Below are 19,791 nucleotides of genomic sequence, written 5' to 3'. Positions count from 1 at the left end.
GGCTCTGTGTTCCAGGGTACGCGCCTCCCGCACGGCAGCACGCAGCGGGTCGGATCAGGGCCCGGACCGCCTGCCGGCGGTCTCCGGGAATGCCACCGGCGTCCTGAGCTCCGGGGCCCCTCGAGTGTCCTCGGTGGGCGCCTCACGGCCCACCATGCCGCCGCAGGACGACGACCGGACTCCCACAGCATCCCCCACCGCCGGAGCGGCGTGCAACCCGACCCCCTGTGACGCGCTGCGTGGCACGCCCCGACGGACGAACGGAGGGCGCCCCCGCTGGTGCGGGGACGCCCTCCGGTGTCGTGCGGTACTACGCCTGCGGGATCAGCGGAGCTCGATCACCTGAACTGGCCGAAGTCGTAGTCGTCGAGCGGCACGGCGGCGCCGCTGCCCGAGCCGAACACGTCGGGGGCGTAGTACCCGTCGTCGTAGCTCGGCAGGGCGTAGGCGGCCGCTCGGGCCTCCTCGGTCGGCTGGACCTGGATGTTCCGGTACCGGTTGATGCCGGTGCCGGCCGGGATCAGCTTTCCGATGATCACGTTCTCCTTCAGCCCGACCAGGCTGTCGGACTTCCCCTCGATGGCCGCGTTCGTGAGGATGCGCGTCGTCTCCTGGAAGGAGGCGGCGGACAGCCACGACTCGGTGGCCAGCGAGGCCTTCGTGATGCCCATGAGCACCGGGCGGGCCGCCGCCGGGTCGCCGCCCTCGGAGACCACCTTGCGGTTGGCCGCCTCGAACTCGGCGCGGTCGACGACACCACCGGGCAGGAACTCGGTGGCGCCCGAGTCGATGATCGTCACCCGGCGCAGCATCTGCCGGACGATGACCTCGATGTGCTTGTCGTGGATCGACACACCCTGCGACCGGTACACCTTCTGCACCTGGTCGACGAGGTGCAGCTGCACCTCGCGGGGGCCCATCACGCGCAGCACCTCGTGCGGGTCGGCCGTGCCCTCGAGCAGCTGCTGACCGACGCCCACGTGGTCGCCGTCCTGCAGCGGACGCTCGGAGCCGTCGACCGGCACCGTGGCGAGCCGCATGCGCTTGGACAGCTTGTCGTAGACGACCTCCTCGCTCCCGTCGTCCGGGATGAGGGTGATCTTCCAGAACTTGTCGCCGTCCTCGAGCTGGATGCGGCCGTCGACGTCGGCGATCGGCGCCTTGCCCTTCGGGACGCGGGCCTCGAAGAGCTCCTGCACACGCGGCAGACCCGTGGTGATGTCCTCACCCGCGACGCCACCGGTGTGGAAGGTGCGCATCGTCAGCTGCGTGCCGGGCTCACCGATGGACTGGGCGGCGACGATGCCGACCGCCTCGCCCACGTCGACGAGCTTGCCGGTGGCCAGCGAGCGGCCGTAGCAGCGGGCGCAGACACCCTGGGCCGAGTCGCAGGTCAGGACGCTGCGGACACGGACCTTGCCGACGCCCGAGCCCAGGAGGGCGTCGATCGCCTGCTGGCCGATGTCGGCACCGCGGTCGAGCAGCACGTTGCCGTCGGCGTCGGTGACGGCCGAGGCCGCGGTCCGGGTGTAGACGCTGGTGTCGACGTGGATGTCGCGCACCAGGGTCCCGTCCGGGCCCTCCTCGCCGATCGGCATCGGGATGCCGCGCTCGGTGCCGCAGTCGACCTCGCGGACGATGACGTCCTGCGAGACGTCGACCAGGCGCCGGGTCAGGTAGCCCGAGTCGGCGGTCCGCAGGGCGGTGTCGGCCAGACCCTTGCGGGTGCCGTGCGTCGAGATGAAGTACTCGACGACCGAGAAGCCCTCACGGAAGTTCGACTTGATCGGGCGCGGGATGAACTCGCCCTTGGGGTTCGCGACCAGACCCTTCATGCCCGCCAGCTGGCGGACCTGGGTCATGTTGCCGGCCGCGCCCGAGGCGACGATCCGGGAGATGGAGTTGTCGGCGGGGAAGTTGTCCTCCATCGCCTTCGCCACCTCCTCGGTGGCCTGACCCCAGATGCGCACCATCTCGTCGTTGCGCTCCTGGTAGGAGAGCGCACCGCGCTGGTAGCGCTTGTTGACCTGCTCCGCACGGAGCTCGTACTCGTCGAGGATCTCCTGCTTGCGAGGGGGCACGACGACGTCGTCGATGGCGATGGTGACGCCCGAGCGCGTGGCCCAGTGGAAGCCGGCGTCCTTGAGCCGGTCCAGGGTCATCGCGACCTCGGTCATCGAGTACCGCTCGGCGAGGTCGTTGATGATCGCCGCCTGCTTCTTCTTCGGCAGCTGCTCGTTGACGAAGGGGTAGTCCTCCGGCAGCAGCTCGTTGAAGAGCACCCGGCCGAGCGTCGTGTCGGCCAGCCACGGGCGACCGGGCTCGTAGGAGCCGTTCGTCATCCCCGGACCGGGCACGACCGAGCCCACGAGGCGAATCTTGATCGGCGCCTGGAGGTCGAGCGACCCCAGGTCGAACGCCATGATCGCCTCGGCCACCGACGAGTACGCCCGGCCCTCGCCGGCCGTGCCCTCGCGGCGCTGGGTGAGGTAGTACAGGCCGGTCACCATGTCGAGGCGCGGCATGGCCAGCGGCTTGCCGGACGCCGGCGACAGGATGTTGTTCGCCGACAGCATGAGGATGCGGGCCTCGGCCTGCGCCTCGGCGGACAGCGGCAGGTGGACCGCCATCTGGTCACCGTCGAAGTCGGCGTTGAACGCCTCGCAGACCAGCGGGTGCAGCTGGATCGCCTTGCCCTCGACCAGCTGCGGCTCGAAGGCCTGGATGCCGAGGCGGTGCAGCGTGGGCGCCCGGTTCAGCATCACCGGGTGCTCGTTGATGACCTCCTCGAGCACGTCCCAGACCTGGCCGCGCTGACGCTCGACCATGCGCTTCGCGGACTTGATGTTCTGCGCGTGGTTGAGGTCGACCAGCCGCTTCATGACGAACGGCTTGAACAGCTCGAGCGCCATCTGCTTGGGCAGGCCGCACTGGTGCAGCTTGAGCTGCGGGCCGACGACGATGACCGAACGGCCCGAGTAGTCGACGCGCTTGCCGAGCAGGTTCTGACGGAACCGGCCCTGCTTGCCCTTGAGCAGGTCGGACAGCGACTTGAGCGGGCGGTTGCCCGGCCCGGTCACCGGCCGGCCACGGCGGCCGTTGTCGAACAGCGCGTCGACGGCCTCCTGCAGCATCCGCTTCTCGTTGTTGACGATGATCTCGGGCGCGCCGAGGTCGATCAGTCGCTTGAGGCGGTTGTTGCGGTTGATGACCCGGCGGTACAGGTCGTTGAGGTCCGACGTCGCGAAGCGGCCACCGTCGAGCTGCACCATCGGGCGCAGGTCCGGCGGGATGACCGGGACGCAGTCAAGCACCATGCCGCCGGGACGGTTCCCGGTGGCCTGGAACGCCGCGACGACCTTGAGCCGCTTGAGCGCGCGCAGCTTGCGCTGGCCCTTGCCCGAGCGGATGGTCTCGCGGAGGTTGTCGGCCTCGGCGTCGATGTCGAAGGTCTCCAGGAGCTTCTGGATCGCCTCGGCACCCATGGCGCCGGTGAAGTAGTCCGCGTAGCGGTCGTAGAGCTCGCGGTAGAGCGTCTCGTCCGAGATCAGCTGGGCCCGGTCGAGCTTGACGAACGTGGTCCAGACCTCGTCGAGGCGGTCGATCTCGCGCTGCGCACGGTCGCGCAGCTGGCGCATCTCGCGCTCGCCGCCCTCCTTGACCTTGCGCCGCACGTCGGACTTCGCGCCCTCGGCCTCGAGCTCGGCGATGTCGCTCTCGAGCTTCTGCGCGCGGGCCTCGAGGTCGTTGTCGCGCTGGGTCTCGAGGCGCTTGCGCTCCCCGGAGATCTCGTTCTCCAGCGTCGACTGGTCCGCGTGACGCTGGTCCTTGTTGACGTCCGTGATCACGTACGCCGCGAAGTAGATGATCTTCTCGAGGTCCTTGGGCGCCAGGTCGAGCAGGTAGCCCAGGCGCGATGGGACGCCCTTGAAGTACCAGATGTGCGTGACCGGCGCGGCCAGCTCGATGTGGCCCATGCGCTCACGGCGCACCTTGGCCCGGGTCACCTCGACGCCGCAGCGCTCACAGATGATGCCCTTGAAGCGGACGCGCTTGTACTTGCCGCAGTAGCACTCCCAGTCCCGGGTCGGACCGAAGATCTTCTCGCAGAAGAGTCCGTCCTTCTCGGGCTTGAGCGTGCGGTAATTGATGGTCTCGGGCTTCTTGACCTCGCCGAAGGACCACTGGCGGATGTCGTCGGCGGTGGCCAGACCGATCCGCAGCTCGTCGAAGAAGTTGACGTCGAGCAAAGGTTCTCCCCTGGATGGGTGAGCGGTGTATCGAAGGTCCGCGGGCCGGCCCCGGTATGGGGGCCGGGGCCGGCCGGCGAGGAACTAGTTCACGACGTCGTCGACGGACGGCGACTCGTTGCGCGAGAGGTTGATGCCCAGGTTCGCCGCGGCACGCTCGAGGTCCTCGTCGTCGCCGTCGCGCATCTCGATGGCTGCGCCGTCCGAGGACAGCACCTCCACGTTGAGGCACAGCGACTGGAGCTCCTTGAGCAGCACCTTGAAGGACTCGGGGATGCCCGGCTCGGGGATGTTCTCGCCCTTGACGATGGCCTCGTAGACCTTCACGCGGCCGAGCACGTCGTCGGACTTGATGGTGAGCAGCTCCTGCAGCGTGTATGCCGCGCCGTAGGCCTGCATCGCCCAGCACTCCATCTCACCGAAGCGCTGGCCACCGAACTGGGCCTTACCGCCGAGCGGCTGCTGAGTGATCATCGAGTACGGGCCCGTGGAGCGGGCGTGGATCTTGTCGTCCACCAGGTGCAGCAGCTTGAGGATGTACATGTAGCCCACCGCGATCGCGTGCGGGTAGGGCTCACCGGTACGTCCGTCGAAGATCTGCGCCTTGCCGTCCGGGCCGACCAGCCGCACGCCGTCGCGATTCGGCAGCGTCGACTGGAGCAGCCCGGAGATCTCGTTCTGCCGCGCACCGTCGAACACCGGGGTGGCGGTGTTCGTGTCGGGCTCGACCCGACGCATGTCGTCGGGCATGTCGACGGCCCACTGCTCGGTGTTGTCCGGGTCGACCTCCCAGCCGCTCTTGGCGATCCACCCGAGGTGGGTCTCCAGGACCTGGCCGATGTTCATGCGTCGCGGCACACCGTGGGTGTTGAGGACGATGTCGACCGGCGTCCCGTCGGCGAGGAACGGCATGTCCTCGACCGGCAGGATCTTGCCGATGACGCCCTTGTTGCCGTGGCGGCCGGCGAGCTTGTCACCCTCGGAGATCTTGCGCTTCTGGGCCACGTAGACGCGGACCAGCTCGTTGACCCCGGGCGGCAGCTCGTCGTCGTCGTCGCGGGAGAACACCCGGATGCCGATGACCTTGCCGGTCTCGCCGTGCGGGACCTTGAGCGAGGTGTCGCGCACCTCGCGCGCCTTCTCGCCGAAGATCGCGCGGAGCAGGCGCTCCTCGGGGGTCAGCTCGGTCTCGCCCTTGGGCGTCACCTTGCCGACGAGGATGTCGCCGTCGGCCACCTCGGCACCGATCCGGATGATGCCGCGCTCGTCGAGGTCCGCGAGGACCTCCTCGGAGACGTTCGGGATGTCCCGCGTGATCTCCTCGGCGCCGAGCTTGGTGTCCCGGGCGTCGATCTCGTGCTCCTCGATGTGGATCGAGGTCAGGACGTCGTCCTGCACGAGACGCTGCGACAGGATGATCGCGTCCTCGTAGTTGTGGCCCTCCCACGGCATGATCGCCACGAGCAGGTTCTTCCCGAGGGCCATCTCGCCGTCCTCGGTGCACGGCCCGTCGGCGAGGACCTGGCGGGCCTCGACGCGGTCGCCCTCGGAGACGATCGGCTTCTGGTTGATGCAGGTGCCCTGGTTGGACCGCGTGAACTTGTGGAGACGGTGCGTCGTGCGCTGTCCCTCGTCGTCCATGATCGTGATGTAGTCGGCGCTGAGCTCCTCGACCACACCGCCCCGGTCCGTCGCGATGACGTCGCCGGCGTCGACCGCGGCGCGCAGCTCCATCCCGGTGCCGACCAGCGGCGACTCGGAACGCAGCAGCGGCACCGACTGACGCTGCATGTTCGCGCCCATGAGCGCGCGGTTGGCGTCGTCGTGCTCGAGGAACGGGATCATGGCCGTCGCGACCGACACCATCTGGCGCGGCGAGACGTCCATGTAGTCCACGCGCGTCGGCGCGATGAGGTCGACGTCGCCGCCCTTGCGGCGGACGAGGACGCGCTCCTCGGAGAAGTGGCCGTCCTCGTCGAGCGGCGCGTTGGCCTGCGCGACGACGAAGCGGTCCTCCTCGTCGGCGGTGAGGTAGTCGATCTGGCCGATGACCACGCCGTCGACGACCTTGCGGTAGGGCGTCTCGATGAAGCCGAACGGGTTGACCCGCGCGAAGCTCGACAGCGACCCGATCAGGCCGATGTTCGGGCCTTCCGGCGTCTCGATCGGGCACATGCGGCCGTAGTGCGACGGGTGGACGTCGCGGACCTCCATGCCGGCGCGCTCACGCGACAGACCACCCGGACCCAGCGCCGAGAGCCGGCGCTTGTGGGTCAGGCCCGCGAGCGGGTTGGTCTGGTCCATGAACTGCGAGAGCTGCGAGGTGCCGAAGAACTCCTTGATCGCGGCCACGACGGGCCGGATGTTGATCAGGGTCTGCGGCGTGATCGCCTCGACGTCCTGCGTCGTCATGCGCTCGCGCACGACGCGCTCCATGCGGGAGAGGCCCACCCGGATCTGGTTCTGGATGAGCTCGCCGACGGTGCGCAGGCGACGGTTGCCGAAGTGGTCGATGTCGTCGGTCTCGACCGGGATGGAGCCGGTCTCGGCCTCGACCTCGGTCTCCCCCGCGTGCAGGCGCACGAGGTAGGAGATCGTGTTGATGATGTCGTCCTCGGTGAGCGTGCCGACCGAGGGATCGACCGCCGAGCCCAGCTTCTTGTTGACCTTGTAGCGGCCGACCTTCGCGAGGTCGTAGCGCTTGTCCTTGAAGAAGAGGTTCTCCAGCAGCGTCTGGGCCGACTCGCGCGTGGGCGGCTCGCCCGGACGCAGCTTGCGGTAGATGTCGAGCAGGGCTTCGTCCTGCCCGGCCGTGGAGTCCTTCTCGAGGGTGGCCAGCAGCGTCTCGGAGAAGTGGAACTTCTCCTGGATCTGCTCGGTGGTCCAGCCCAGCGCCTTCAGCAGGACGGTGACGGGCTGGCGGCGCTTGCGGTCGATGCGGACACCGACGGTGTCGCGCTTGTCGACGTCGAACTCCAGCCAGGCACCGCGGCTGGGGATGATCTTGACGCTGAAGACGTCCTTGTCGGTGGCCTTGTCGACCGAGCGGTCGAAGTACACCCCGGGCGAGCGCACGAGCTGCGACACGACGACGCGCTCGGTGCCGTTGATGATGAAGGTGCCCTTGTCGGTCATCACGGGGAAGTCGCCCATGAAGACCGTCTGGCTCTTGATCTCACCGGTGGTGTTGTTCGTGAACTCGGCGGTGACGAAGAGCGGGGCCGAGTACGTCATGTCCTTGTCCTTGCACTCCTCGACGGAGGCCTTGACCTCGTCGAAGCGCGGGTCGGAGAAGGACAGCGACATGGAGCCGGAGAAGTCCTCGATGGGAGAGATCTCGGAGAGGACCTCCTCCAGGCCGCCTGCGGGGAGCTCCTCACCCGCCTCCACGCGACGCTCGAACCACTCCTCGCTGCCGACCAGCCACTCGAACGACTGGGTCTGCAGGGCGAGCAGGTCGGGAACCTCGAGAGGCTGGTCCAGCTTGGCGAAGGAGACCCGGGTGGGTGCCCCGGGGAACGACGCGTGGTGGTTCGAGACCTTGGTGGCGCGGGTAACTGCCAAGATGCGTCCTTCCGGAACAACGCTGTCTGAACGCTGTCAGTAGCTTCACCGGCCGGTACGCAGCGCAGCGATCCGGACGGCGTGGACGCGGCCCGGGCGTCGGCACACGAGGGGGCGGACAGACGTAGGGCAGCGCGATCCGACAGTCTAGCCATGCATGATGGCACCTGTCGAACGACCCCCCCTCGTGACGCGCCGGGAGGGATGTCCGCCTGGGGCGGGATCGACCTCCGGGGTCTGACGCGGGGGTGCCGCGCTGCGAACAGAGTGACCGCCCGTGCCGCCGGAGTCAAGTGGGGCGCGCCCGGTGTCGCCCGGGCGGATCGACGATCCCCGTGCAGGTCAGGCCCTACACGGACCCGATCGGGCCCGGACACGACGATGCCGGGTGGACCATCGGTCCACCCGGCAGGTCGCGGGGGTGATCAGCGGTTCGCGGTCAGGGGGGTCAACTCGGCGAGCTTCCAGCGACCGTCGACGCGCTCCATCTCGAGGCGCAGGAGCCCCGGCGCGTTGGTCGACTGACCGGTCGTCGTGCGCTGCGCCGAGAACTGCGTCAGCGCCATGACCGTCGCCCGGTCGTCCCGCATCGAGACGACGCCGATGTTCTGGACGGTCGCGGTCTGCCGCAGCTGTTGCTGCTGCGCAGGGGTCCGGATCGTCTGGTCGAACACCGACAGGTAGCGGTCGGTGAACTGACCCGTCGACATCGTGCGGGCGGCCTCCACGGAGTCGTCGAGGCGCGTGAAGTCGTACGAGAAGATCTTTTCGATCGACTCGCGGCTCTGCCCGACCAGCTCGGCGGTGCCCCCGACGTCGACGACGGCCTGGTTGCTCACCGGCCCGCTGGTCCAGGCCTGCCGGCCCTGCCAGAACGCGAGGCCCGCGAGCACCAGGCAGACGACGATGACGGCGACGAGGGTCATCGGGAGGGCCTTCGAGGCGCCGAAGCGGGTCAGCGTGGCGCGCTGCCGCTCGGAGCGACGCGGGGCCCCGTCCGTCTCCGGCTCGCGGCCCCGCTCCCGGGTGGGCCTCGCCGCCCGCGTCGGGGACGCGACGGTGTCCTCGTCCTGCCGGCCCGGGCGCGCCGTGGTGGGGGCGTCGGCGCGCGGCGTCATCCGCGTGGTCCGACGGCCCTTCGGGCGCGGCGTCGTCACCGTGGTCGCCGCGACGCCCTCCGCGACCGGCTCGGCCTCGGTGGTGGCGTCCTCGGTGATCTCCTCGGTGGTCTCCTCGGTGGCGGTCTCGGCGGACGTCGTGGCGGCGGGGAGGGCCGTCGTCTCCTCGGCCGCGGTGTCGTCGTCGGGGGTCTCGACGGGGGCGGGCTCGCTCGTCGCCACGTCGTCGTCCGTCACCGGCGTCCCGGTGGCGGTGGCGGTGGCGGTGGCGATGTCGTCGGTGCCCGCGGGCGCCGTCGGCTCGACCGGCGCGTCCTCGAGGCGGTCGGCGGGGACCGTCGTCGGGGTCGTCACCGGCGCGGTGGACGCCGCACGAGCGGTGTCCTCGTCGGCGACGGGAGACGCGTCGAGCGGCCCGTCGTCGAGCTGCGGGTCGGTGAGGTCGGGGCTCGCGGCCCCGGCGTGCGCGTGCTGGCGCAGGCCGGCGACCTTGGGTCGACGGGCGGTGGAGCCGGGCTTGGTGCGGGAGCGGGGTGGCACGGTCACTCCCCCTTTCTGGTGTCGGCCGCGGCTACTGCTGTCCGGTCGAGGGCGTCGCCTTGGCGGCCTTCCAGCCGTCCGGCGTACGGATCATCTCGACGAGGAACAGCTGCTGCTTGGACTGGGGCTGCGCCGTGGCGCTGCGGGCGTTGACGTCGATCGCCACGATCGCCGAGGCGGTGGCCCGCTCGGGGTCGAAGGCGGTCAGGGCCGCGGAGACCGGGGTCGCGACGACCTCGGCCTGCGACTGGCGCAGGTTCTCGGCGAACCGCTGCCGCACCTGCTGGTACTGGCCGAGCATCGGCTCGGCAAGCGACGACTGCGCGGCCTCGAGGTCCGCATCGAGGGTCGAGGGCCGCACAGTGTTGATGTTGACGACGATCTGCTCGGCGGCGTCGATCGCCTCGTCGCGCGTGGCGGCCGAGGTCGCCCCGTCGCTCTGGGTTCCGGACCACCAGTAGATGCCGCTCCCGACGGCGGCCGCCAGGGCCAGGACCGTCAGCACGGCGAGGATGGTGATGGTGCGCCGCCGGCGCCGGTCGGGGGACCCGGCGGTGTCGGTGGCCTCGTCGGTCTCGCTGGCCTTGTCGGCCGTCGTCGCGGACGTGGCGCTCAGCTCCTCAGGTTGTCCGTCGGGTCGGGGAGTCCCGGCGGGATGGTGCTCCGCGGGTCAGTCGCCCAGGCCCGGGATGATGATCGGCGGGGCGCCGCGCTGACTGCCTTCGAGGACACCGCCCGCCGGCAACGAGGCCAGCGTCGTCGTGTCCTGCGTCGCATTCTCCGACGCGCCGGATCCACCGGCGTCGGCGGGGCTACCGGGGTTCGACGAGTTGAAGGGCGCCGGCCCCACGTTCTGACTGCCGCGGACGTTCACCGGCGGGGCCTCGTTGCAGCGCACGCTGGTGTCCATCGGGATGAAGTCCTTTTCGTCCGCGCGCCGCCAGCCCGCGTCCGGCTGCAGATAGCCGTTGCGGCAGTAGGGCGGGTCGGCGATGTTGACGACGAGACCGAAATGCACCTGACCGTCGGGCGGTGACGTCCCGTTGGGGCGGAGCACCGACGGCGCCGCTGCCGAGAGCGCGGGGTAGGTCACCAAGACCTGCTCGACGCCCGCAAGTCGCGGTTCAATGATGCGCGTGATCGTCAGCAGGTTGGCGATCGTGCGGCTGAGGTCCGGCCCCACGTCGCGGATGAGGCCCTCGAGCTGCTGGGCGGCCGGCGGGGCCGCGGTGACGAGCCGGCGCAGGTTGGGGTCGTCGGCCTTGAGCTGCGCGGTGAACAGCTGCAGGTCGCGGCTGAACGACGTGATCTGCGGCCCGAGCTGGCTCTGGGTCGTCAGCACGATCCGCCCGTCGCGCAGAAGCTGGCGCGTCTGCGGCAGGTTGGCGATCGCGTCGGGGATCAGTGCGTTGCTCGAGTCGAGCAGGCGCTGCAGGTCCGGACCGGCCCGGTCGAACGCGTTGAAGAGCTCGTCGACGGTCGTCCGCAGCTCGGGCAGCGGGACCGACGTCGCGAGGGCGTTGACGTCGGCGAGCAGCTGATCGACCGGCACCGGGGTCCGCGTCTGCGAGACCGGGATGACCGAGTCCTCGTCGAGGTAGGGGCCGCGGTCGTTCGGCGGCTGGAGGTCGACGTACTGCTCGCCGACCGCGGACCGGTTGGCGATCACCGCCATCGACGACGTGGGGACGGGCGGGGCTTCCTGCTCGATCTCGAGATCGACCTCGAGGCCCTGCGGGGTCACCCGCATGTCCCCGACCTTGCCGATCTCGACGCCGCGGTAGCTGACCGAGGCGTCGGGGAAGATGCCGCCGGAGTCGGCCAGCTGGACCTTGGCCGTGTACGGGCCCAGGCCGATCAACGAGTCGGCGCCGACGTAGCGCAGGCCGACGTAGCCGATGCCGATGATCGAGATGACGGCGAACAGCGCCACCAGCCGCAGCGTCTTGGTGCCGATCATCCGCCGTTACCTCCGCTGAGACCGGGCAGTGCGGGCGTCAGCCCCGGGGTCCGGGAGCTGCCGCCACCGGAGGCGTCCGCGTCCGCTGTGGCGTCCGCTCCTCCAAGCGGCGTCGTCCCGGGGGACTGCAACATCTTGAAGATGGTGTCGACGCCCGGAACCGCGGGGCTGTTGAGAATGTTGGTGAGGATCGCCTGGAGGTCCAGTTCGAGTCGCACGTTGATGTTCGCGAAATCGCCCTTGATGACATCGAGCGATCTGTCGGCGAACGGAATGGTCAGCAGGATCTGAAGAGAGCCCGGCAGGGCGTCCCCCGCCTCGACGAGGTTGCGCAAGATCGGCTGCAGGGCCCGCAGATCCGCCACCGTGTTGGCCTGGCTCCGCCGGATCACGTCGGTCCCGACGTCGGAGAGCCGGTTCAAGGACTGCAGCGTCCCGACGAGCAGGCCCCGCTGCTGGTTGAGCACGTCGAGGCCCGGGCCCAGGTTGTCGATGACGTTGGCGATCCGCGCCCGCTGGTCGACCAGCGTGCGACTGAGTCGCTCCAGCGAGTCGATCGCCCGCACGATGTCGGCCTTCTGCCGGTCGAGCGTGCCCACGAACTGGTCGAGGTTCTGCAGCAGCGACCGCAGCTGGGCCTCGTTGCCCGTCGTCGCCGCGTTGAGCTCGCGGGCGATCGTCTGAACCTTCTCGACCCCGCCGCCGTTGAGCAGCAGCGACAGCGCGCCGAGCACCTCCTCGACCTGCGCACCGACGTCGGTGCGGTCGGCCGGGATCACCGTGCCGGCCGCGAGGCGGCCCTGCGGCGGGTCGGTGGGCGATGGCATCAGCTCGACGAACTTCTCGCCGAGGAGGCTGGTCTGGCGCAGCCGGGCCGTGGAGTTGGCCGGCAGGACGACCGCGCCGTTGACCTCGACGACGACCTGGGCGGTCCAACCGTCGGGGGCGAGCGAGATCTCCCGGACGACACCCACCGGGACGTCGTTGACGCGGACGCTGTTGTTCGGCACGAGGTCGACGACGTTGGTGAACTGTGCCGTGACCGCGTAGGGCTCGGGGCCGAGAGCAGCGCCGCCGGGTAGTGGCAGGTCCTGGAGGGACTGCAACCCGCAGCCCGTGAGCGCGAAGAGCGCCACCACCAGGAGAGTGGCGACCCGGGTGCGTCGCCTCGGGACCCTTCTCGGCGCACTCACTGGCCACCTCCGAGGTTCTCGAAGCCGAGGATGCCGCTGCCGGGCTCGCTCGGTGCGGCGCCCGCGCCGGTGCCGTCGGTGTTGGCACCATCGCTGGGACTGGCGCCCCCGCCTGCGCCGGCCTCGGTGCTGCCGCCCGCCGCGCCAGTTCCCGGAAGGATGCCCTCGGGCAGAGCGGTGACGGGTACGAGGGCGTTAAGGGTCGGCTGGCCGTTCAGCAGGTTGAGGAGGTTCTGGACCGGAGCGACCGAGAGCCCGAGCGGTGTGGTGCCACCGGTCCCATTGCCGAGGATCGCCCCGCAGACCACCGAAGCCCGAGCCAGTTGTGTCAGCTCCGCGCTCGGCAGCGACTGCTGAAGGACGAGAGGCAGCCCCGGCTGGTTCGCGAGCAGGTTGCAGATAAGCGCGCGCGGGTCGAGCCCGTCGCCGATGAGCTCCGGAGCCAGCACCGGGCGCACGTCGAGCGTGCCCGAGCTGGCGTTGTACGAGTTCGTCAGGTTGCCCAGCGCCGCCGGAGCGACGTTCGCGAACTCGGTGAGCGCGGCACGCTGGCGCACGAGGATGTCGGTGATGTTCGCGAGCTTCCGGACGTCGGTCCGCAGGATGTCGCGGTTGTCCCGGATGAAGCGGGCCACGTCGTCCAGGGCCGGCGGCAGCGTCGCGAGCACTGTAGAGAGGTTGCCGCGCTCCGAGGCGAGGAACGCCGAGATGTCCGCGAGCTGGTTGTTCAGGTCCCTGACCGCGCCGTCGTTACGGGCGAGCATGTTGGTGAACTGGCCGAGGTTGTCGACCGTCGCGAACAGGTTGTCGCGATTGTCGGCCAGGGTGCCGACGGCGCCGCCGAGCTCGGTGATCGTGCTCTTGAGCAGCTCGCCGTTGCCGCCGAGGGCCCCCGAGGACGATCGCAGGAGCTCGTTGAGCGCCCCAGTCCGGTTCGCGCCGTTCGGGCCGAGGGACCGGGCGATGGTGTCGAGGCTCTGGTAGACGCGGTCGAGCTCGACGGGCGTGCCCGTCTTCTCGAGCGGGATGACCGCGCCGTCGGCCAGCTGCGGGCCGCCCTCGTAGGTCGGGCCGAGCTGGATGTACCGGTCGCTGACCAGGGTCGGCGCGACGATGACGGCCTGCGGGTTCGCCATCACCGGGGCGTCGTTGTCGACCTTGAGAGTCACCCGCACGACGTCGCCCTGCGGAACGATGTCGTCGACCGAGCCGACCGGGATGCCCTGGATCGTCACCTCGTTCTGGGTGTACAGACCGACGGTGTTGGCGAAGTACGCGGTGACGGTGCGCTGGCTGCCGCGTTGCAGCGCGTACCAGAGCCCGGCCGTCGCCAGCAGCGCCAGCACCAGCGCCACGGCGAGCGTCCGGGCGGCGCTCTCGAGGAACGTCGCGACGCGGTTCGACATCAGTTGCCTCCACCTTCGCCGCCGGCATCCTCGCCGGTTGTCGCGCCCGCGCCGGGGAGCAGGCCGCCCCCGGCAGCGGCGGGCGCGAGCGCGGAGGTCAGCGCGTTCACGTCGGGCATCCCGTTCGGGAAGAGGATGGCGATCTGCTGTGGGGTCAGGGCGCCCGCTCCACCGCCGAGGAGGGTCTGGAGCTGGGTGAGCTGCGCCGGGCTCAGTGCTGCCAGGACGCCGGGGAGCGCATCCGCGCTCGGGATCATCGGTAGTCCGAGCTGGGCGAGCGCAGCCTCAAGGATCTGCCTGAGAACTGCCGGGTCAAGCCCGCCGAGCAGGCCCCCCGGGTCGAGACTCGAGCCCGGGTCGCAGACTTGGTCGCCCGGTGGGTCGAGGTTGCAGATGTAGGCGTCGAACCAGCGACCGTTACCGACGACGTTGCCGAAGACCCGGATGAACGGGGCCAGCAGGCGCACCCCGTTCTCGAGGTTCGCGGAGTTCTCCTCGAGCGTGGAGAGCACGCCGTCGAGCTGCTCGAGGGTCGGCCGCAGCGTCGCCTCGTTGTCGGCCACCAGGCCGCGCAGCTGGGCGGCTAGCGCGATCGTGCCGTTGAGCAGGTTGTCGATCGCGGCCTTGCGGGCCCGCAGCTCGGAGAGCAGCAGGTTGCCGTCGTTGATCAACCGCTCGACCTCGGCGTCACGGTCGGCGAGCACCTGCGTCGTGGTGCGGGTGTTGGCGAGCAGACGGGCCAGCTCCTGGTCCCGCGACGAAATTGTGCGCGAGAGCCGGCTCAGGCCGTCGAGCGCGCCGCGGACAGGCCCGGCCGCGCCGTCGAGCGTCTCGGAGAGGACCCCGAGGCTCTGCGCGAGCTGGTCGGTGTCGAGGTCCTCGACGGTAGTCGAGAGCTGCGAGAACGCCTGGATGACGTCGAACGGCGCCCGGGTGCGCTCCCGGGGAATGGATGCGTCCGGGTCGAGCGGCGCCTCACCTGCGGGCTCGAGGTTGATGTACTTCTGCCCGAGCACCGTCTTGATCTCAATCGACGCCGAGGTGCGGTCGCCGACCCAGGCGTCCGGAGCCTTGAACGAGATGACGACGTCCTTGCCGTCCAGCTCGAGGTCGGTGACCGTCCCGATCCGGATGCCCGCGATGCGGACGTCGTCGTCGGGCTGCACACCGGCCGACTCGCTGAAGCGCGCCGAGTACGTCGGGCCCTGCCCGATGAGGGGAAGGTCGCGGATGTTCAGGGATGCCGCCGTGAGCAGCAGCAGGATGGCGAGGCTGGCCGCGCCGATCGGCAGGGGGTTCCGCTTGCGGAACGGCTTCATCCTCAGCATCGCTCCGCCGTATCTGGAAGTTCGAGCGAGAACGCGCCCGGCTTGAGGGGGCCAGGCCCATCAGGGTCAGGAAGGATTGGTCCGAGGATCGGGAACACTTCAGGCAGCGTCCGACCGCCGAAAGTCACGTTCCCGCCGAGCCCGCAGAGGTAGAAGTTGAACCAGGAGCCATAGCTGCCGGCTCGCCCGAAGTTGTTGGCCTTCTGCGGTGTGTTGCGCAGGAAGGTCTCCACGAGACCTCGGTTGTCGTTGAGGTTCGCCGAGAGCCGGCCGAGCTGGACGATGTCGTCGGCCAGCGGTGGGCGTGCCTCCTCGAGGAGGCCGGCCGTCGCGGTGGTCAGGTCGGCGATCGGCTGCAGGGTCTCCCCGATCCGCACGCGGTCGGCGGCGAGGCCGCTGACCAGCTGCTGGAGCGAGACGATCAGCCCGGACAGCCGCTCGTCACGGGCGTTGACCGTGTCGAGGACGGTGTTCAGATTCGTGATCAGCGAGCCGATCACGGCGTCGCGGTCCGCGATCGTCGACGTCAGCGATGCCGTGCGCGCCAGGAGGGAGTTGACGGTCCCGCCCTCGCCCTGGAGCACCTGGATGATCTCGAACGACAGCTGGTTGATGTCGGCCGGGTTCAGCGCCTGGAACAGCGGCTTGAAGCCGTTGAACACCACCGTGAGGTTCAGCGGCGGTCGGGTCTGGTTCACCGGGATGGTCGCGCCGGGCCGCAGCATCGCGTTCATCGGCCCGTTGCCCCGGGCGACCTCGAGGTACCGCTGACCGACGAGGTTCTGGTACTTGATCGAGAAGATCGATCCGGCCGGCAACTTGCGGGTCTCGTCGACCTTGAACGAGACCTCGGCGGTATCGCGGTCGACCAGCTGCACGTCGGTCACCTGACCGACCCGGACCCCGGCGATGCGCACGTCGCTGCCCGCGATGAGGCCCGACGCGTCGGTGAAGCGCGCCTTGTAGTCCTCGGTGCTGCCGAAGTATGAGTTCTGGACCGCCGTGAGCAGCACGGCCACCGACAGCACCGTGACGACGGTGAAGATCGCCAGCTTGATCAGCGGCGCTGCGAGCCCCCTCACCGGAACTCCGCCTGGGCTCCGCGCAGCGTCGCCGCGCTGAGGTACGGGGCGAAGGAGGGCACCTGCGACGGGCTCACGCCCATCTGCATCGCCGTCACCTCGGTCACCAGCCGGCGCTCCTCGGGTGAGTTGGGGGTGTTGGGCAGTCCGATGTTGGCGCCGTCAACGCGCCCCGGGGCCGACTGCCCCTCGGTCCGGCCGCCACCACGAGCCGTCACCGGCGAGTCGTCACCGGTCTGCGACTCCTCGTCGATCTCGCCGCCCTCGCCGCCGGCGTAGGCGTCCTCCGTGCTGCGAGACGGGTCCGGCGGGATCGACCCGTCTCGGATGGGACCGCCCGGCGGGAACTGGGGCGCCTGACCCTCGATCTGGTAGCAGCGCGGGCCACGGGTGTCGAGGTAGCGCGGCTCCTCGCCGGGCACGTACTTGCCGTTGTCGATGACGATCTCGGCGGCGATCTGGATGCCCGTGTCGGGCTTCAAGACGTCGTTGATCATGGGTGTGAGGTCCGTGAGCTGCTGGAACAGGCACGGGAACTCCGAGCTGTACCGCGCCAGGAGCTCGAGGATCGGCCGCGACGTGGCGGCGAGCTCGATGATGTTCTCCCGGTTGGCCCGCAGGAACTCGGTGGTCACGTCCGAAGCCGACGTCACCGACCGGAACGTCGACTCGAACGCCGCGCGCTCCTCGACCAGCGTGCGGCTCGTGGTGACGAGGTTGTCGAGCGCGAGGATCAGGTCCGGCGCGGCCTGGTTGTAGATGTCCGCCGTCGGTGCCAGCGCCCGCAGGTTCGCCTGGAGGTCGGGCAGCGACGGGTTGAGGCCCTCGACGTACTGGTTGAGCAGCACCAGCGTGTCGCCGAGCTGCTCGCCGCGGCCCGACAGGGCCTGCGAGACCGCGCCCAGGGTGTCCGAGAGCTTCTCCGGCTGGACCGCGGTGAGCACCGGGAGCAGGTTGTTGAGCACCTGCTCGGTCTCCGTCGCGTTCGACGACCGGTCCTGCGCGATGGTGTCGCCCTCCTGCAGCGGGCGGGGGCTCGCATCCGGCGGGATCGACAGCGACACGTAGCGCTCACCGAACAGCGTCTTGGGGATGAGCATCGCCGTCGTGTTGCTCGGGATGGTCGGCAGGAAGTCGGGGCTCATCGCCATCTCGATGACCGCACCCGAACCGTCACTGTCGATCGAGGTGATCTCGCCGACGATGACGCCGCGGACCTTCACGTCGCCCTGTTTGGAGAGCTGGTTGCCCACCGTCGCCGTGCGCAGGTAGACGGTCTCGGTCGGCTTGAACACCTTGTTGAAGTTCGCCAGGCACACCCCGACGATCAGCAGCATCACCAGGATGAGCGCGACGCCCATCGACCGGCGTCGGAGCGGGCTGAGCGGGGGCCGCTTGTCCTTGAGCTGCGGACCCTGGTCGTCGCGCTCCGTGTCCTGCGTCGGCGCGCTCATCCGGCGATCCTGATCGAGGTCGTCGTGCCCCAGATGGCCAGGGTCAGCAGGTTGTCGAGGACCGAGAAGATGACGATCGAGTTCCGCACCGCGTTGCCCACCGCGACGCCCACGCCGGCCGGCCCGCCGCTGGCGTTGTAGCCGTAGAAGCAGTGCACGAGGATGATCACCAGGGCGAAGACCAGCACCTTGCCGAAGGAGTACATGACGTCCTGCGGCGGCAGGAACAGGTTGAAGTAGTGGTCGTACGTGCCCGGCGACTGCGTGTAGAAGTTCGTGACCAGCAGGCGCGCCGCGAGATATGAGGCCACCAGGCCGATGACGTAGAGCGGGATGACGGCGATGAAGCCGGCGACCACGCGGGTGGTGACGAGGAACGGCAACGACGGCACCGCCATGACCTCGAGGGCGTCGATCTCCTCCGAGACCCGCTGCGCGCCGAGCTGGGCGGTGAAGCCGGCGCCGACCGTGGCGGAGAGCGCCAGCGCGGAGACCAGCGGGGCGACCTCGCGGGTGTTGAAGTACGCGGTGACGAAGCCGGAGAACGCCGAGGTGCCGATCTGGTTCAGCGCCGAATAGCTCTGCAGACCGACCACCGAGCCGGTGAAGAAGGTCAGCGTGGCGACGATGACGACGGTGCCGCCGATGAGGGCGAGCGCGCCCGACCCGAAGGCCACCTCGGTCAGGAGCCGCAGGACCTCGCGTTGGTAGCGAGTCACCGACTTGGGGATCCAGCCGATGGTGCGCGCGTAGAAGGATGCCTGGTCGCCGAGGGTGTCGAGGACACCGAGCGGCGCGCTGGCGGCACGACGTGCGCGTGAAGTGATCGTCATCGATTCCTGGCCTGGGGAGCGGCGGTCAGAACGTCGAGCTGGTCAGAACTTGGTCGGGGGAACGAGGTTGAGATACACGGCCGTCACGATCACGTTGATCGCGAACAGGAGGATGAACGTGATGACGACGGCCTGGTTGACCGCGTCGCCCACGCCCTTCGGGCCGCCGGCGGGGTTGAGGCCGCGGAACGCGGCGACGATCCCGGCGGCCAGCCCGAACAGGGCCGCCTTGATGAAGCCGACCAGGAGGTCGCTCGGCTTCGACAGGGCGGAGAAGCCCTGCACGTAGGCGCCCGGGGTGACGCCCTGCAGGACCACGTTGAAGTAGTAGCCGCCGGCGACGCCGACGATCGACACCAGGCCGAACAGCAGCGCCGACACAAGGATCGAGGCGAGCACCCGGGGCACCACCAGGCGCTGGATGGGGTTGATGCCCAGCACCTCCATCGCGTCGATCTCCTCGCGGATGGTGCGGGCGCCGAGGTCGGCGCAGATCGCCGACCCGCCGGCCCCGGCCACGAGGAGCGCGCAGATGACCGGTGCCGCCTGCTGGATGACCGCCAGCGTGCTCGCCGCTCCGGAGAACGACTGCGCACCGAACTGCCGGATCAGCGACCCCAGCTGCAGCGAGATGACCGAACCGAACGAGATCGAGACCAGTGCCGCGGGGAGGATGCAGACCCGCGAGATGAACCAGCACTGCTCGACGAACTCCTTCGTCTGGAACGGCCGCTGGAAGATGCCGACCAGGATGTCCAGACCGAGGGCGAAGAGCTTGCCGGTGGCCGTGAGCGCGCCGGCGCCGGGGAAGTTTCCGGTCGCGAGACGGTTGCTCACGAGCCGCTCCGGCGGAACATGCGACGCAGGCCGCCGAGCTTGCTGTCGTCGTCCTCGCGGCCGCGCGGCACGTCACCGGACGACTCGCCGCCCGGCGGGGCCTGCTGCGGGGACCCCGGCCCGCCCTCGGCGGGCGGGTCGTTCGTCGTCTCCCCGCGGGGATCGGGGGCGGCGTCCTGGCCGGCGTTCGGCTGGGCCCAGCCCGAGCGCTCGGTCTCACGACCGC

At 69.7% G+C, this 19,791-nt stretch carries 11 protein-coding genes and 1 pseudogene; all 12 read right to left on the bottom strand.

Going from position 1 to position 19,791, the window contains the following annotated elements:
* Nucleotides 1-338 precede the first annotated feature (338 nt).
* A complete protein-coding gene (locus OG774_RS24525) occupies nucleotides 339-4,250 on the bottom strand; it encodes a DNA-directed RNA polymerase subunit beta' (protein WP_328304963.1) in 3,912 nt (1,303 codons plus the stop codon).
* 84 nt (nucleotides 4,251-4,334) lie between these two features.
* Nucleotides 4,335-7,814: a DNA-directed RNA polymerase subunit beta gene (rpoB, locus tag OG774_RS24520; protein ID WP_328304962.1), complete on the bottom strand. Its 3,480-nt coding sequence runs from the start codon at nucleotides 7,812-7,814 to the stop codon at nucleotides 4,335-4,337.
* A 425-nt stretch (nucleotides 7,815-8,239) separates the two neighbouring features.
* A complete protein-coding gene (locus tag OG774_RS24515) occupies nucleotides 8,240-9,472 on the bottom strand; it encodes a hypothetical protein (RefSeq protein WP_328304961.1) in 1,233 nt (410 codons plus the stop codon).
* A 31-nt stretch (nucleotides 9,473-9,503) separates the two neighbouring features.
* The gene (locus tag OG774_RS24510; RefSeq protein WP_328304960.1) at nucleotides 9,504-9,977 is read right to left on the bottom strand and encodes a hypothetical protein; all 474 of its coding nucleotides are present in this window, start codon (nucleotides 9,975-9,977) and stop codon (nucleotides 9,504-9,506) included.
* Nucleotides 9,978-10,142: 165 nt separating this feature from the next.
* Nucleotides 10,143-11,432 (bottom strand): MCE family protein, encoded by a 1,290-nt coding sequence (locus OG774_RS24505; protein ID WP_328304959.1) that lies wholly within the window; start codon nucleotides 11,430-11,432, stop codon nucleotides 10,143-10,145.
* Nucleotides 11,429-12,568, bottom strand: coding sequence for an MCE family protein (locus OG774_RS24500; protein WP_328304958.1), 1,140 nt, complete (start codon nucleotides 12,566-12,568; stop codon nucleotides 11,429-11,431). The genes OG774_RS24505 and OG774_RS24500 overlap by 4 nt, the downstream gene beginning before the upstream one ends.
* 53 nt (nucleotides 12,569-12,621) lie before the next feature.
* Complete coding sequence (locus OG774_RS24495; RefSeq protein WP_328304957.1) at nucleotides 12,622-14,031, bottom strand: MCE family protein; 1,410 nt, start codon at nucleotides 14,029-14,031, stop codon at nucleotides 12,622-12,624.
* 383 nt (nucleotides 14,032-14,414) lie between these two features.
* Nucleotides 14,415-15,350: pseudogene (locus OG774_RS24490) on the bottom strand (MCE family protein); the annotation flags it as partial.
* A gap of 2 nt (nucleotides 15,351-15,352) precedes the next feature.
* Nucleotides 15,353-16,441, bottom strand: a complete 1,089-nt coding sequence (locus OG774_RS24485) for an MCE family protein (RefSeq protein WP_328304955.1) — start codon at nucleotides 16,439-16,441, stop codon at nucleotides 15,353-15,355.
* Nucleotides 16,438-17,895 (bottom strand): MCE family protein, encoded by a 1,458-nt coding sequence (locus OG774_RS24480; RefSeq protein ID WP_328304954.1) that lies wholly within the window; start codon nucleotides 17,893-17,895, stop codon nucleotides 16,438-16,440. Before OG774_RS24480 ends, OG774_RS24485 begins: the two co-directional genes overlap by 4 nt.
* Complete coding sequence (locus tag OG774_RS24475) at nucleotides 17,892-18,728, bottom strand: MlaE family ABC transporter permease (RefSeq protein ID WP_274194366.1); 837 nt, start codon at nucleotides 18,726-18,728, stop codon at nucleotides 17,892-17,894. The genes OG774_RS24480 and OG774_RS24475 overlap by 4 nt, the downstream gene beginning before the upstream one ends.
* Nucleotides 18,729-18,770: 42 nt before the next feature.
* On the bottom strand, nucleotides 18,771-19,565 hold the full coding sequence (locus tag OG774_RS24470) for an MlaE family ABC transporter permease (RefSeq protein WP_328304953.1): 795 nt from the start codon (nucleotides 19,563-19,565) through the stop codon (nucleotides 18,771-18,773).
* Nucleotides 19,566-19,791 lie beyond the last annotated feature (226 nt).

This window comes from Actinomycetospora sp. NBC_00405, assembly GCF_036044095.1.
GTDB classification, from domain to species: Bacteria; Actinomycetota; Actinomycetes; order Mycobacteriales; family Pseudonocardiaceae; genus Actinomycetospora; species Actinomycetospora callitridis.
Note: the sequence above shows the minus strand (reverse complement) of the source record. Positions and strands in the feature narration are given on the sequence as shown.